Source organism: Roseibium aggregatum IAM 12614, assembly GCF_000168975.1.
Classification (GTDB): Bacteria; Pseudomonadota; Alphaproteobacteria; order Rhizobiales; family Stappiaceae; genus Roseibium; species Roseibium aggregatum.
In genome coordinates this window covers 58188-72471 of sequence record NZ_AAUW01000018.1, presented here as the reverse complement: position 1 = coordinate 72471, position 14284 = coordinate 58188, and the positions used below count along the sequence as shown (strand labels likewise).

Here is a 14284-nt window from a genome sequence, read left to right as displayed (position 1 = left end):
TTAATGTATCAGGCTTCGATCCAGACGTATTCCGCCATGGCATAACCCATCTGGCCACCAAGCGGATTTGGCTCCAGTCCCTTCACCTTCGACTGTTTCGCGTCGACGTTGGAAAGATAGACAGGAATGGCGGTACCGGCTTCTTCCGAGATCATGACCTGCATCTCGTCATAGATCGCCTTGCGCTTTTCGAAGTCCAGCTCGCCGCGGGCTTCCAGCAGCATCGTGTCGAATTTTTCGGACTCGTAGCGGCTTTCATTCCACGGCGCGGTGGCGGCATAAAGCAGAGAGAACAGGATGTCCGGGGTCGGGCGCGGGTTGATGTTACCGAAATGGACCGGTGCCTTCAGCCAGTAGTTGGACCAGTAGCCATCGGACGGCACGCGCTGAACGTCAAAGTTCATACCGATGTCGCTACCGGCCTGTTGCAGCAGCGTTGCCATTTCAACCGACGCGTTGGCAGCTTCGGATGCCACCACCGGAATGGACTGGCCGAGAAGGCCGGCCTTTTCGAAGTGATGTTTGGCCTTTTCAGGATCGAAATCCCGCGGCTTCAGGTCCTTGTTGTGATAGGCGTTGCTCGGTGAAATCGGCTGATCGTTTGCGATCTCCGCCAGGCCGCGCATCACGGATTTCTGGATGAGCTCGCGGTTCAGAAGGTATTTGACCCCTTCGATGAAATCGGCTTTTTCGCCAGGCGCCATGTCCTTGCGCATGTTGAGGTTGGTGTAGTTACCAGAGGTGGACTTCACCAGATCAACGCCGGTCTGGCTTTCCAGAAGCCGCATGGATTGCGGTTTGACCGATGCGCCAACATGAATATCGCCGGAAATCACCGCGTTGACGCGGGCAATTTCGTCGGAGATCGCGAAATACTCGAAGCTGTCGACATTGGGGCCGCCCGGCTTGAAGTAGTTCTCGTTGCGGTTCATCAGCGAGCGGACACCCGGTTCGAAGTTTTCCAGCTTGAAGGCGCCGGTCCCGATACCCTTACTGAAATCTATCGTGCCGTCCTGAACGATCATGAAATGATGCATCGCCAGGATCGTCGGCAGATCTGCATTTGGCGCTTCCAGAGTGATCTGCACGGTCAACAGATCGATTGCCTTGATCTCCTCCATCTGCTTGGCAACGGAGTTGACCTTGGAACCGGTTTCCTTGTCGAGGTGGCGCTTCAGCGAATAGACCACATCGTCCGCGGTCAGTGTCTTGCCGTCGTGGAAGGTGACGCCGGACTTCAGTTTGACGGTCCAGGTCTTGGCGTCGGAACTGTCGACGGCCTCTGCCAACTCCATCTGCAGCTTGCCGCCATCGGCCAGAAACGTCAGACGGTTATAAAGCGCGCAGCAGCGCACGTAATCGGTAGAAAGGGACGCTTTTGCCGGGTCCAGAGTATCGGATGTGGACGACGACCAGCCGGCCGCCTTGAAGTGGCCGCCCTTCACGGGACTGGCTGCAAGGGCCGCGGTGGCACGGGTGAAAACGGAACTGCCCGCTGCAAGGCTGGCGCCACCTGCCAGAAACAGTCGCAGCACATCGCGCCGGCTTGCGCCGCGGCGGATCGCCTCTTCAACCTGCGCATCATCGGCGCTGGTCCAGTTGGTAATATCGTATTTGCTCATTGTTTTCCCCTTTCTGGAAGCCGGCTCGCTCTCGCGTCCGGGGCAGGCTGAAAACTAAATCGGCATTTTATGCCATTTATCGTTGTGCCGGTTTTTCCGGCTTTTTTGTTTGCTTCACCGGCTATTGCCTGCCTGATGACAATCAGTTTGCTCTTCTTCCCGATCGAATATTCTCCGAATTACGTTTCGTGGCGGCAGAATGTGCTGAATCTTGGCCGTTGCCCGTTGGTTCTGCCTCTCAGTAACCGCGTTCCCTCTCGACAAGGCCCGGTATCGGCGTGCCCGCCAGAAAGGCCTGAATGCCGGAAATAACGTGATCTGCCCCCTCCGTGGCCCTGGTCTGGCTGGCTATGTGCGGCGTCAGCACGATCTGCGGGTGCGCCCAGAAAGCATGATCTGCGGGCAGGGGCTCCGGGTGGGTGACGTCCAGCCAGGCGGATGCCAACTGCCCTTCGTCGAGTGCATCCACCAGCGCCTGGTGATCCAGTTGCCTGCCGCGTCCGGCATGTACCAAAGATGCGCCGCGCGGCAGGGTGGAGAACAGTTTCGCGTCGAGGATCGCCGTCGTTGCTGGGGTCAGCGGGAGCAGGCAAACCAGAATGTCCGTTCCGGCCAGAAAGGCGCCGAGATCGGTGAACGTTTCCACACCTGGAATGTCGTGCTGGCGCCGGGCCCAGCCCTTAAGCTGAAAGCCGAACGGCGACAGCGCCTCCAGCACGGCCTTTCCAAGCTGACCAAGGCCCATGACACCGACGCGGCGGCTTTTGGCGGCCACGTTCCGTCCGACCAGCCACTGAGCCCCGGCCTGCTGGTTGATGTAGCGCGGTAGATCCCGGTGAAGGCCGAGCACTGCCAACGTCACATACTCCCGCATTTGCTCGGCAATACCCGGCTCCAGCATCCGCACCACGCTGACGCGATCGGGTAGTGCGGCAAGATCGAACTGGTCGACACCTGCCCCCACCGAAAAGATCAGCTTCAGGTTCGGATAAAGCTTGTCCACATTGCCGGGAACCGTCCAGGTAACGAGAAACTCGACATCTTCCGGCCGGGGGGCCTCGCTCTGGTAGAAGGGCAGATCTGGGAAAACGGCGGCAAAGCGTTCCGCAAACACCGCACCGCGCGTTTCATCGGACGTGTAAAGAACTGCCACGATCAGGCCATCGCCGCGCGAACGTCGGGATCTTCCAGTGTCTGATCAAGCGTGAGGCGCGTGCGGCTGACGATCTCGTCGATTTCTTCTGCCGTGCAGCAGAGCGGCGGGGCATAGCCGAGAACGCCATGCGCGAAGGCTCTGATAACGAGGCCATTGTCCCAGGCCCGGTCGAAGATGCGCGAGGCGGCCTTGGCTTCAGCCGGAAGCGGGGTCTTGGCCGCCTTGTCCGTAACCAGCTCGACCGCTGCCAGCATGCCTCGGCCGCGTACGTCTCCAACCAGTGGGTGGTCAGACAGTTCGGCAAGCCCGGCCTGCAAACGCTCACCCATCTTGCGGCCGTTCTCCAGAAGCCCGCCCTCGTAAAGATCCAGAACGGCGAGGCCAACGGCGGCACTGACCGGATGTGCAGAGTAGGTAAAGCCATGGCCGACGGGCGCGGCGCCCGCGGCATCCGCCATCACCTGATACATCCGGTCGGAGAGGAAGACGGCACCCATGGGAACGTACCCGGAAGTCAGCCCCTTTGCTGTCGTCATCATGTCCGGAACAATCTCCTCCTCCTCGCAGGCGAACATCGGTCCGGTGCGGCCGAACCCGGTGATCACCTCGTCGGCGATAAAGAGAATGTCCATCTCCTCGCAAGCCTGCCGCATGGCCCTGATCCAGCCCTTGGGCGGCACGATGACACCTCCGGAGCCCTGGATGGGTTCGGCATAGAAAGCGGCAACCCGGTCCGGACCGCCCAATTCCTCGACCTTCGCCTTCAGGGCTGCCAGCGAAGCCGCGATGATTGCGTCGTCATTGTCGCCGGCCGGATTGCGATAGCGTTCGTGGGACGGAATTTTGTGCTGCCAGTCGAAAGGCAGTCCGAAACCGGCATGGAAGGCGGGCAGGGCGGTCAGTCCGGCACCGGTGGAGCTGGAGCCGTGATAGCCCTGTTCGATGGAAATGAACTGGTCCTTCTTCGTTTGCCCCTTTGCATGCCAGTAGTAGCGAACGAAACGGATCGTGGTATCGACCGCATCAGATCCGCCGAGCGTGAAATAGACATGGGAGAGATCGCCGGGCGCATGTTCGGCAAGCCGGGAGGCCAGCCTGATCGCCGGTTCTGATCCCAGACCGAAATAGCCGGTTGCGTAGGGCAGTTCCCGAAGCTGTTTCGCCGCGGCTTCGACAATGCTCTCGTGGCCGTAACCTGCATTGACACACCACAGACCAGCAAAGCCGTCCAGCAGGGTCTTGCCGGTCGCATCGGTGACGGTCGCGCCTTTTGCCGATTTCAGCAGCCGGACGCCAGCGGCTTCATGTCCGCGCCAACTTGCGACCGGATGGATGAGGTGGGCACGATCGAGTTCGACCAGTGAATTGGCGAGCATGGTAATCTCCAGTTAGCCGAGCGCCTGGGCGGCGAGTGTGTATGTCTGCGGGCCGGAGCTCGCGATCTTTGTCGTTTTTCCAAGCCGCATGGCTGTGCCGCCACCTGCATGAGCAAGGCCTTGTTCTGTCAGCCAGGGGCCAAGGCCTGTTTTGGTGTCGGTGTCGACACGCAGGAACTGGCCTTCACATCTCTTCAGGACATGGGTCAAAAGCCGTTTTGCGTCTTCAGGGCTGGATGCAACGACCGGACCAACAACCTTGCCGCGGCCAAATTCGCGCAGCGCGGCAAATGCGGTGATCTTGCCTTGCTCTTCCAGCACGAAAACCTGGCCGGCCTGAAACAGTGCATCGACAAGAACCCGGCGAGCCATGCCCGAGGCTGCCTGGTCGAGGGCTGCAAGTTCGGCTGCATCCGACGCTGAGCCGATCCTCAAGTCGGCTGCGCCGTCCCCATCGGGCTGTTGACCCCTGCTTTTCGATTTGACGATGCCCTGGTGTTGCACGATGTCCGAAACGGCCTTGAAGCCAAGTTTTTCATAAAGCGGCAGGCCTTCCGCTGTGGCGATGAGGCGCCACTCGTCCGGTTCGGCTTTTCGCATCACCTCATTCATGACCCGCCGGCCCAGACCCTGTCCGCGCATGGCTTCGTCGACAATGATCATGTTGAGTGTGGCGACGGAACCGAAAGGCGTTGTGAGGGCGGTGGCAACAACCCTGTCGTTGTCCAGCACCACCACCCCGCGCGACAGTTTCTGAATAAGAGCCCAATCTTCCACTCTGTGCGGCCAATTCGCAGCCCGGGAGAGACTGAGGGCGCCTTCTATATGCTCCGGGCCGAATGATTGAAGCGAGAGTGTCTCGTTGATTGGCATGTTTGCCTGCCTTCAGTTGATCGTCATTCACTCCACCATAGGTGCCCTGCCGGCGAAGATGCCGCCCTTGGTACCGCGCCAAAAGTTTTTCCGGCCGTTGGCGGGGTGCCCAGAAGCAGAATCTGCTGTCGTGGTGGCTGGCCGGTTACCGGCATGAGTATCAAGGCACTCGTCCGGCGCAATATGGTGCCGTCGCGGGGCGGTGAAACGGCGGAATGTGCTCTCAAGGCCGCGTGAATCCGTCCGGGTGTCTTTTCAGGTCCGGTTACGATGATTTGCGCTCTCCAGAGGGCCTTGCGTTTCAACTTACGCTCTACAGACGGGAAACAAGATGACCTTCCGCCCGAAATACATCACCTTCGACTGCTATGGCACGCTGACCAATTTCGACATGGCTGGTGCTGCACGGCGCCTTTATGGGGAGAAGCTCAGCGAAGAAAAGATGACCACTTTCATCCGCAACTTCGCCGCCTACCGTATGGATGAGGTGCTGGGCGCCTGGAAACCCTATGTGGAAGTCGTCCACAACGCTCTTGAGCGGGCATGCAAGCTGAATGGTGTTGTGTTCCGCGAGGAGGACGCGCTGCAGGTCTATAATGAGGTCCCGACATGGGGACCGCACCCGGATGTGCCGGAGGGGCTTGCAAAAACGGCAAAGGAAATTCCGCTCGTCATCCTCTCAAATGCGATGAAGAGCCAGATCATGTCCAACGTGGAAAAGCTCGGCGCTCCCTTTTTCAAGGTCATCACGGCGGAAGAAACGGGCACTTACAAGCCGCAGATGAACGGTTTCGAATACATGCTCGACGTGCTCGGCTGCGGCCCGGAAGACATCACCCACGTTTCCTCGTCGTTCCGCTACGACCTGATGACGGCCTACGATCTCGGCATCAAATCCAAGGTCTGGGTCAATCGTGGTCATGAACCTGCAAATCCGTTCTACGAATACACCGAAATCAGCGGCATCGCCGGTCTTCCGGGCGTTTTCGGGATCTAGATCACCGTTTGAAGATCAGTTCCGTTGGCTCGGGTGAAACTGCCCGGGTTCAGGATGGATCCAGGAGCACTTCCGATGAAACTTGCATCCTATTGGCAGGAAACGGCGCCCGCCTTCACGGGGGGCGCTTCCTCTCCTCCGTCCGGTCGCTATGACGTTGCAGTAATTGGAGCAGGCTTTACCGGCCTGGGCGCTGCCCGGCGTCTCGCGAAGGAGGGACGGCGGGTGATCGTGCTGGAGGCCCAATCCGTCGGCTTCGGCGCCTCGGGGCGCAACGGTGGCCATCTGAACAACGGCATCGCCCACAGCTTTACCCATGCCGTTTCGACCTATGGCCTTGAAACGGCAAGGGCCATGTACCGTGCCTTCGATGACGGCATCGACACCATCGAGCGTATCATCGCCGAAGAGGGTATTGCTTGCGACTTTCGCCGGTCCGGCAAACTGAAGCTTGCGGCAAAACCCGCTCACTATGAAAGCCTTGCCCGGAACCAGGAAGCGATCAGCCGCAACGTGGATCCAGACACGGCCATGCTGTCGAAAGACGACCTGCGGCGGGAAATCGGCTCCGAAGTTTTCCATGGCGCCATGCTGCAATCAAAAAGTGCCATGATGCATATGGGCCGTTTTGTTGTCGGACTTGCAGGGGCAGCCGCGCGCCATGGCGCCGAGATACACGAGAACACACCCGTTACGGGTCGGCGTCAGACAGGCGGCGGTCACGAATTGACCACGCCGCAGGGTGTTGTTCAGGCTGACAATGTGCTGCTGGCAACCGGTGCCTACACGCCGAAGGCCTTCGGTTATTTCCGTCGGCGGATTATACCCGTCGGCAGTTTCCTGCTTGCGACCCGGCCTCTCAGCGAAGAGGAGGCCGCTGCGGTGATGCCGGGCAATCGCACGTGCGTGACGTCGCTCAACGTCGGCAATTACTTTCGGCTTGCACCGGATCGACGCCTGATCTTCGGAGGCCGGGCAAGGTTTTCGGCCATCTCCGACCACCGCTCCGATGAAAAGAGCGGCCGGATTCTGAAGGCTGCCTTGTCGGATATCTTTCCGCAGCTCTCCGATACGGCGATCGACTACTGCTGGGGCGGCCTCGTTGACATGTCACAGGATCGGTTTCCAAGAGCCGGGCAAGCCGACGGCGTCTATTTCGCCATGGGCTATTCGGGCCACGGTGCCCAGATTGCCACCCATATGGGGGAGATGACGGCAGATCTCATTCTTGGCCGCGCCAGCCGCAATCCGTGGATGGATCTGCCCTGGAACGCGATACCCGGCCACGCCGGACAACCCTGGTTTCTGCCGCTGGTGGGGGCCTATTACAGGTTCAAGGACAAGATCAGCTAGTCAGTCGAAACGACCTTCAGAGTAAAAAAAGCCGGGTCATGACCCGGCTTTTTTGCGCTTGTTGCCGGTCGCTTTAGAGGCCGCCCATATGGAAGGTCTTGGTTTCCAGGTATTCCTCGATCCCGGTCCGGGCGCCTTCACGCCCAAGGCCGGACTGCTTGATACCGCCAAAGGGCGAGATCGCCATGGACATGGCACCGGCGTTGAGGCAAACCATGCCCGCTTCCAGACCCTCGCCAACCCGCCAGGCACGGGCCATGTCCCGGGTGTAGAAATAAGCTGCCAGGCCAAAGGGCGTCGCGTTGGCGATGGCGATTGCTTCCTCTTCCGTTTCGAAGCGGAACAGCGGGGCGATGGGGCCGAAGGTTTCCTCTTCCGCCAGTTGCATCTGCGTGGTGCAGCCGGTCAGAACCATCGGGGCGGCATATTGGCCGCTTGAGGGCGAGGTCGCCTGCGCCGCGACCTGTGCGCCGTTTTCGAGTGCATCCTTCACGTGCCGTTCGATTTTCCCGATCGCGGCAGCGTTGATCATCGGTCCGATGTCCACGCCCTGGTCAAGGCCAGGTCCAACCTTCATTGCCGTCACCTTTTCCGAAAGTCTGGCAGCGAACGCGTCATAGATGCCGGCCTGAACCAGGATACGGTTTGCGCACACGCAGGTCTGACCGCCGTTGCGGAATTTAGATGCGATCACGCCGTCTATGGCGGCATCAAGATCCGCGTCATTGAAGACGAGGAACGGCGCGTTGCCGCCAAGTTCCAGGCTGAGGCGCTTCACTGTCGGGGCACACTGGGCCATCAGCAGCGAGCCGATACGGGTGGAGCCGGTAAAGGACAGCTTGCGAACGATCGGGTTTGAGGTCAGTTCCGCGCCGATCTCAACAGGCAAGCCAGTGACGATGTTGATCACGCCATTCGGAATGCCGGCTCTTTCGGCAAGAACCCCAAGGGCGAGCGCGGAGTAGGGTGTGAAATCCGAGGGCTTGATCACAACGGTGCAACCGGCGGCCAGCGCCGGAGCCACCTTGCGGGTGATCATGGCATTGGGGAAGTTCCAAGGCGTAATGATGGCGGAGACGCCAACGGGCTCCTTGAGGGCGAGGATCTTGCGGTCGTTCGCCGGGGCCTCGATGATGGTGCCTTCGATCCGGCGCGCTTCCTCGGCAAACCATTTGACAAAGGAAGCGCCATAACCGATCTCGCCGCGTGCTTCAGCAAGTGGCTTGCCCTGTTCCAGGGTCAGAATGAGCGCCAGGTCCTCTGCGTGGGTCTCCATCAGGTCGAACCAGCGTTCCAGACATTTCGCGCGCTCGGCGCTCGGTACCTTGCGCCAGCTTTTGCCGGCAGCTTCGGCCGCATCGATGGCCCGGCGGGTGTCCTCGGCAGACATGTCCGGGACAACACCGATTGCTTTGCCGGTCGCAGGGTCCGTAACCTCTATGGTCTTGCCGGTGGAGGCGTTGCACCAGTCGCCTCCGATGAGGCCTTGCTGGCGGAACAGGTCAGCATCGGTCAAGACAGGAACGGGTGAAGAGGGCTGAACGGTCATAGGTATCTCCTCAGTCGAGTGCGGCAAGCACGCGAGCGGTTATCTGTTCGGTACGGTCACGGCCCGGAACAGTGCCGATCCCCGCTCCAGTGGTTTCTTCCATCGCTTCCAGGATCCGGTTTGCCGCTTCGCTTTCGCCGAAGTGCTGCAGCATCATCGCTGCGGACCAGATGGCGGCGAGCGGATTGGCGATGCCGAGATGAGCGATATCGGGGGCGGAGCCGTGAACCGGTTCGAACATCGACGGTGCCGTTCGGCCCGGGTTGATATTGGCGGACGCGGCAAACCCGAGACCGCCCTGAATGGCAGCGCCAAGGTCAGTCAGAATGTCGCCGAAAAGATTAGAGGCGACGATCACGTCCAGGCTTTCGGGGGCCATTACCATACGCGCGGCTATGGCATCGATATGATATTGGGTCACTGACACATCGGGATATTCCGATGCCAGTTCCCGGGTGACTTCGTCCCAGAACACCATGGAATGCTTCTGGGCGTTCGATTTGGTAACCGATGCGAGACGCCCGCTTCGCTTGCGGGCCTGTTCGAAACCGAAACGCAGAATGCGCTCCACCCCGGCGCGGGTGAAGATCGCAGTTTCGACCGCCACCTCGTTCGGGGTTCCCTGATGAACACGGCCACCGGCGCCGGAATATTCCCCTTCCGTGTTTTCGCGAATGCACAAGATATCGAAACCGGACTTGCGCAACGGACCTTCGACACCCGGTAGGAGCCTGTGTGGCCGGATATTGGCATATTGCACGAAAGCCTTGCGGATCGGCAGAAGCAGCCCGTGCAGGGAAACGGCATCAGGGACCTTTTTCGGCCAGCCGACCGCGCCGAGGAAGACGGCATCAAAGCCGCGCAGTGTTTCGATGCCATCTTCCGGCATCATGCGGCCAGTCTGCAGATAGTGATCACAGGACCAGGGAAAGGTGGTGGTTTCCAGTTTGCCTGGAAGCGCCTTCTGGGCCACTTCCAGGGCGGCTTCGGTCACGGGCAGGCCAATGCCGTCGCCCGGTATGACGGCTATGCGGTAAGGTGCCATTTTGTCTCTCACAGGTCGATGAGCACGCTCTTGGAGCGGCGGTTGGCTTGATAGGCTTCGCGTCCCAGATCCTTTCCGATACCGGAGGACTTGTAACCACCTGTCGGCAGGATGTGATCGCGCGAGCGTCCGTAACGATTGATCCAGATCGTTCCGGCTTCAATGGCGTTCAGGCTCTTCAAGGCTCTTCCCATATCCCTTGTGTAGAGACCGGCGGCAAGGCCATAGGTCGGGTGGTCCGCAAGCGCGAAGGCTTCCTCGTCGGTCTCGAACGTCTGCAGCGTCATCACCGGCCCGAAGATTTCTTCCCGTATGGCTGTCGACTGCTGGTTCACGTTCGTGAGCAGTGTCGGAGCATAGAAGTAACCCGGCCGATCCAGGGGCTGACCGCCGAACATCACCTCAGCGCCGTCCCCCACTGCTGCGTCCACCAGCCCCTGAATCCGCGTACGCTGCGTTTGGGAGATGATGGGCGAATAGGTGGTTTCTTCCTTCCAGGCCGGGCCGGGCAGCAAGCCGACCGTTTTTTCCTTGAGAGCTTTGATCAAGGCTTCCGCGATGCTGGCATGAACGATGATGCGGCTACCGGCGACACAGGCTTGCCCGCCGTTGAAAAGGATCGATCGGGAGATGCAGTCAGCCGCAAGGGCAACGTCCGCATCCGCAAAGACGATCTGAGGGCTCTTGCCGCCGAGTTCAAGCGTCATCGGCTTGATGCCCGTTCTGGCGATATTCGCCATGATCGCCGATCCGGCGCGCGTTGAACCGGTGAAGCTGACCTTGGCGATGTTCGGATGACCGGTCAGGGCGTTGCCCGTCACAGGCCCATCGCCAAGTACGATATTGACCAGTCCTTCGGGTATACCGGCCGCGACGGATAGTTCCGCCATCCGAAGAGTGGAAAACGGAGTCAGCTCGGACGGCTTGAGCACCACGGCATTTCCTGCTGCCAGGGCGGGGGCCAGTTTCCATCCTGCCATGGAGATCGGAAAATTCCAGGGTGTGATTGCCCCGACGACGCCATAGGGTTCGGTGACGATAAGACCCAATTGGGAGCTGGCCGTTGGAACGACGTCGCCGCCTTCCTTGTCCGCCAGCTCTGCGAAAAAGCGGATCTGTTCTGCCGTGACCGCGATATCGCCCGCAAACGTCTGGCTGATAAGGCGTGTGGAAGGCACCGTTTCCAGCCGGGCGAGGTCTTCTGCATTGGTTTCGATCAGATCGGCCCACTTGAGCAGAGCATTGGTGCGCTCGCGCGGCCGACACGTTCCCCAGCCACTCTGCTTGAGTGCCTGCCCGGCCGCCCTGACAGCGCGATCCACTGTATCGGCATCAGCAATCGGACATCCGGCGAATTCCGCACCGTCCGAAGGCCGGTGCATTGCCATTTGCGGCTCGTCGGCAACGAATTCGCCGGCGATGAAGTGGCCGGACCGGAAATTCGGCGATGCCGGGTCAAACGAAAGGCTCATCTTGAAAGTTCCCCGTGATCAAGCGCCAAGGCTAGAACTTTCGACACGCAAGCATGCGCCATTTTTCCGCATCAAGCGGCCGAATGCTCTGTTGAGGACCAGACTGGCGCAATTCTGTGCGGTGACAGGAGGAGGGTCGGCTTCCTCACATGCGGATTTGCCTCAGAACGAAGAGGTCTGAGGGCGAAAGCTGAGGGTATTGCGGCAGATTATCCTGCCGGGATGCGCGACTTCGGCACGAACTGCCCGGCGAATTGGCAATGATGCGTCCAACTGGAGATGACCAATGACCGTTGCCACCTCTCAAGAGGTTCCGGGCGCCCGTCGCGCCGAAGCCATTCTTGCGGATCTTGTCGCAATTGCGGGCCTTCCCGGCGCGCCCAATCATCAGATCGCGGAGTATGTCCGCAACTTTCTTGCAGGCCATGGTGTCGAATGCGCCGTTCTGCCCGGTCCGGAAGGCGACCGGGTCAATCTCTTTGCGACCATCGGGCCGAAGGAAGTGCCGGGATACGTGCTTTCCGGCCATATGGACGTGGTGCCGGTGGACGGTCAGGTGTGGACGGCGGATCCGTTCCGGCTTTCGGATCTCGGCGGCCGGCTAACAGGTCGCGGTACAAGCGACATGAAAGGCTTTCTTGCCTGCGTTCTCGCGATGGTGCCCGAGTTCCGGAAGTCAGAGCTGAAACGGCCGGTGCATATCGCCTTTTCCTATGACGAGGAGATCGGATGCCGGGGCGTGCCGCATCTGATTGCCGAATTGCCGAAGCTGTGTGCGCTGCCGGCGGGGTGCATCGTCGGCGAACCATCGGACATGCATCCGGTGCTGTCTCACAAGGGGAAGCAGGCAATGGAGATCACGTTTACTGGCAAGGCCGCGCACAGTTCTCAGCCCGCGCTTGGCGAGAACGCCCTCTATGCAGCCGCCGAACTGTTGCTTTTCATCCGCGATCTCTCAGTCCGTATGGAACGCAATGGCCCCTTCGATACCCGTTTCGACCCGCCGTCCTCTACCGTCGTTGCCGGATTGCTGTCCGGCGGCACGGCGGTCAACATCATCCCGGACCAGTGCCGCCTTTCTTTCGAGGTTCGATCTGTGCCCGGCATTGCTCCGCAGGATGTCAGTGCCAGGGTCCTGGAGCGGATGGACCTTCTGGTGACGGCAAGCACGTCTGCAGGTGGACAGCTTGCTGCCACGCATAGAGAACTTGCGAGCTATCCAGCGTTGCCGCCCTCTTCAGATGCTCAGTTCATTCAGCTCATTGAGGGCTTGTCCTGCAAAAAGAGCATTCAATCGGTCAGCTACGGCACGGAAGCCGGGCTCTTTCACGCTGCCGGTATCCCATCGATTGTCTGCGGACCCGGCTCAATCACGCGTGCGCATCGCCCAGATGAATACATCCTTCGCGAAGAGCTCGCGGAGTGTACCGCCATGCTGGCCCGCCTGTCGCAGGCGCTCGAAAGCCCTGCGATCTGAAGACCATCAGCAATTCAACAAGGACACACCCCATGTCACTTCTGATCACAATCGACCCCAATCCGGACTTTGCCCCCAAGACAGCCGAGCCCCTCCCGGAGCAACTCATTTCGGGCAGCCCGTCGTTCAAGACCTGGGCTCAGGACGCGTCAAAAGCCGACAAGGTCCTCACGGGTGTCTGGGAAGCCACCCCTGGTGAATCCCACTCGATCAAGGGAACAACATACGAGTTCTGCCATATCCTGTCGGGAGTCATAGAAATCGAGGAAAAGGGTGGTGAGGCAAGGACGTTTCGGGCGGGCGACAGCTTCGTGATGAAGCCTGGATTCGTCGGCATCTGGCGGACCATCGAAACGGTGCGCAAGATTTACGTCTGCGTCTACGACTGAGCCGGCTACGTTCCTCTTCCGGTAGGCGGGGAGCGTGGCACTCAGGGGCTTAGATCAAACCTCTCGTACGACCTCTTCAAACATTTCGACGATAAGCTGCCGCAGCCATTTCTGTCCCGGTTCGCGTTCCTTTCTCAGGTCCCAGCAAAGGTCGAAGGAAAACACGACCTCGTCGAGGGGAAGGGGTGCGGAATGGAGTTTGCCGAGCCTTGGATCAAGCGAGAGAAGACGCTGCGGAGCAATCGCGATCAGGTCAGACCTGGCAACGATGTCGGGAATCTCGAACCAGCTTGCGACCGTCATGGCCATATGGCGCTTCAAACCGCGGGCAGCCAACGCGTCTTCGATGACCGTGGTTCCGGTGGCCGATTGCGACAGCTTCACGTGTGGCAGCTCGGCATAGAGTTCGGCTGTCATGGGCTCGTCCACACGAGGATGGCCACGGCGCATCAGAACAACGATCTCATCTGCCAGAAGACGCTGCGAGCGCACCATTTCCGGCTGCAGCCGTCCAGGTGTCAGACGAACCTGCATGTCGACCCGATCCCAGACGCTCTCTGGGGAGATCGAGAAGGGCAGAATATCAATCGTTATTCCCGGAGCTTCCGACTGAAGCCGCTTCGCCAGACGCGGCAGCAGGAAACCGGCAACATAGTCGGCCACCTGCATGGTGAAGACGCGGTTTGTTTCCGCTGGCACAAACTGGTGTTGCAGCGAAATCGCGGTCGAGATGAAGCTGAGACCGCGTTCGATATCGACGCTGAGCTCGCGTGCTCTTTCCGTTGGGCTGACGCCTTCGGCCGTCCGGAAAAAAAGCTCGTCGTTCAGCATGACCCGAAGGCGTGCGAGCGCATGACTTACTGCGGAGGGCGACAGGCCGATCTCGTTGGCCGCCCCTGAAATCGAGCCGCGTTGCATGATGGCGCGGAAGATGACCAGAAGGTTGAGGTCAAAACTGCGCAGGTTCACCATCGG

At 60.0% G+C, this 14284-nt stretch carries 12 protein-coding genes; 4 read left to right on the top strand and 8 right to left on the bottom strand.

Annotated features, from left to right (window positions below):
- Positions 1–8: 8 nt before the first annotated feature.
- The 4 genes from SIAM614_RS22090 to SIAM614_RS22075 form a co-directional block, all read right to left on the bottom strand.
- A complete protein-coding gene (locus tag SIAM614_RS22090) occupies positions 9–1622 on the bottom strand; it encodes an ABC transporter substrate-binding protein (RefSeq protein WP_006938052.1) in 1614 nt (537 codons plus the stop codon).
- Between the two features lie 238 nt (positions 1623–1860).
- Positions 1861–2775: a 2-hydroxyacid dehydrogenase gene (locus tag SIAM614_RS22085; RefSeq protein WP_006938051.1), complete on the bottom strand. Its 915-nt coding sequence runs from the start codon at positions 2773–2775 to the stop codon at positions 1861–1863.
- Between the two features lie 2 nt (positions 2776–2777).
- Positions 2778–4154 (bottom strand): aspartate aminotransferase family protein, encoded by a 1377-nt coding sequence (locus SIAM614_RS22080; protein ID WP_006938050.1) that lies wholly within the window; start codon positions 4152–4154, stop codon positions 2778–2780.
- A 12-nt stretch (positions 4155–4166) separates the two neighbouring features.
- Entirely contained in the window at positions 4167–5027 is an 861-nt protein-coding gene (locus SIAM614_RS22075; RefSeq protein WP_040440832.1) for a GNAT family N-acetyltransferase, read from the bottom strand.
- Between the two features lie 331 nt (positions 5028–5358).
- On the opposite strand from SIAM614_RS22075, the gene SIAM614_RS22070 reads away from it, so the two are divergent.
- Positions 5359–6024, top strand: coding sequence for a haloacid dehalogenase type II (locus tag SIAM614_RS22070; protein WP_006938048.1), 666 nt, complete (start codon positions 5359–5361; stop codon positions 6022–6024).
- Between the two features lie 75 nt (positions 6025–6099).
- Entirely contained in the window at positions 6100–7377 is a 1278-nt protein-coding gene (locus SIAM614_RS22065; protein WP_040440859.1) for an NAD(P)/FAD-dependent oxidoreductase, read from the top strand.
- 73 nt (positions 7378–7450) lie between these two features.
- On the opposite strand, the gene SIAM614_RS22060 is transcribed toward SIAM614_RS22065, so the two are convergent.
- The 3 genes from SIAM614_RS22060 to SIAM614_RS22050 are packed head-to-tail and all read right to left on the bottom strand — an operon-like array spanning position 7451 to position 11443.
- Positions 7451–8926, bottom strand: a complete 1476-nt coding sequence (locus SIAM614_RS22060; RefSeq protein ID WP_040440830.1) for an NAD-dependent succinate-semialdehyde dehydrogenase — start codon at positions 8924–8926, stop codon at positions 7451–7453.
- Between the two features lie 10 nt (positions 8927–8936).
- Positions 8937–9971: a tartrate dehydrogenase gene (locus SIAM614_RS22055; RefSeq protein WP_006938045.1), complete on the bottom strand. Its 1035-nt coding sequence runs from the start codon at positions 9969–9971 to the stop codon at positions 8937–8939.
- Between the two features lie 8 nt (positions 9972–9979).
- Positions 9980–11443: an aldehyde dehydrogenase family protein gene (locus SIAM614_RS22050; protein WP_006938044.1), complete on the bottom strand. Its 1464-nt coding sequence runs from the start codon at positions 11441–11443 to the stop codon at positions 9980–9982.
- Positions 11444–11729: 286 nt separating this feature from the next.
- Here SIAM614_RS22050 and argE point away from each other — a divergent pair, with 286 nt between their 5' ends.
- Positions 11730–12920 carry an acetylornithine deacetylase gene (gene argE, locus SIAM614_RS22045; protein ID WP_006938043.1) on the top strand — a complete coding sequence of 397 codons (1191 nt, stop codon included), beginning with the start codon at positions 11730–11732 and terminating at the stop codon, positions 12918–12920.
- Between the two features lie 32 nt (positions 12921–12952).
- Positions 12953–13309: a cupin domain-containing protein gene (locus SIAM614_RS22040; RefSeq protein ID WP_006938041.1), complete on the top strand. Its 357-nt coding sequence runs from the start codon at positions 12953–12955 to the stop codon at positions 13307–13309.
- A gap of 54 nt (positions 13310–13363) precedes the next feature.
- On the opposite strand, the gene SIAM614_RS22035 is transcribed toward SIAM614_RS22040, so the two are convergent.
- Positions 13364–14281, bottom strand: coding sequence for a LysR family transcriptional regulator (locus SIAM614_RS22035; protein ID WP_006938039.1), 918 nt, complete (start codon positions 14279–14281; stop codon positions 13364–13366).
- Positions 14282–14284: the final 3 nt, after the last annotated feature.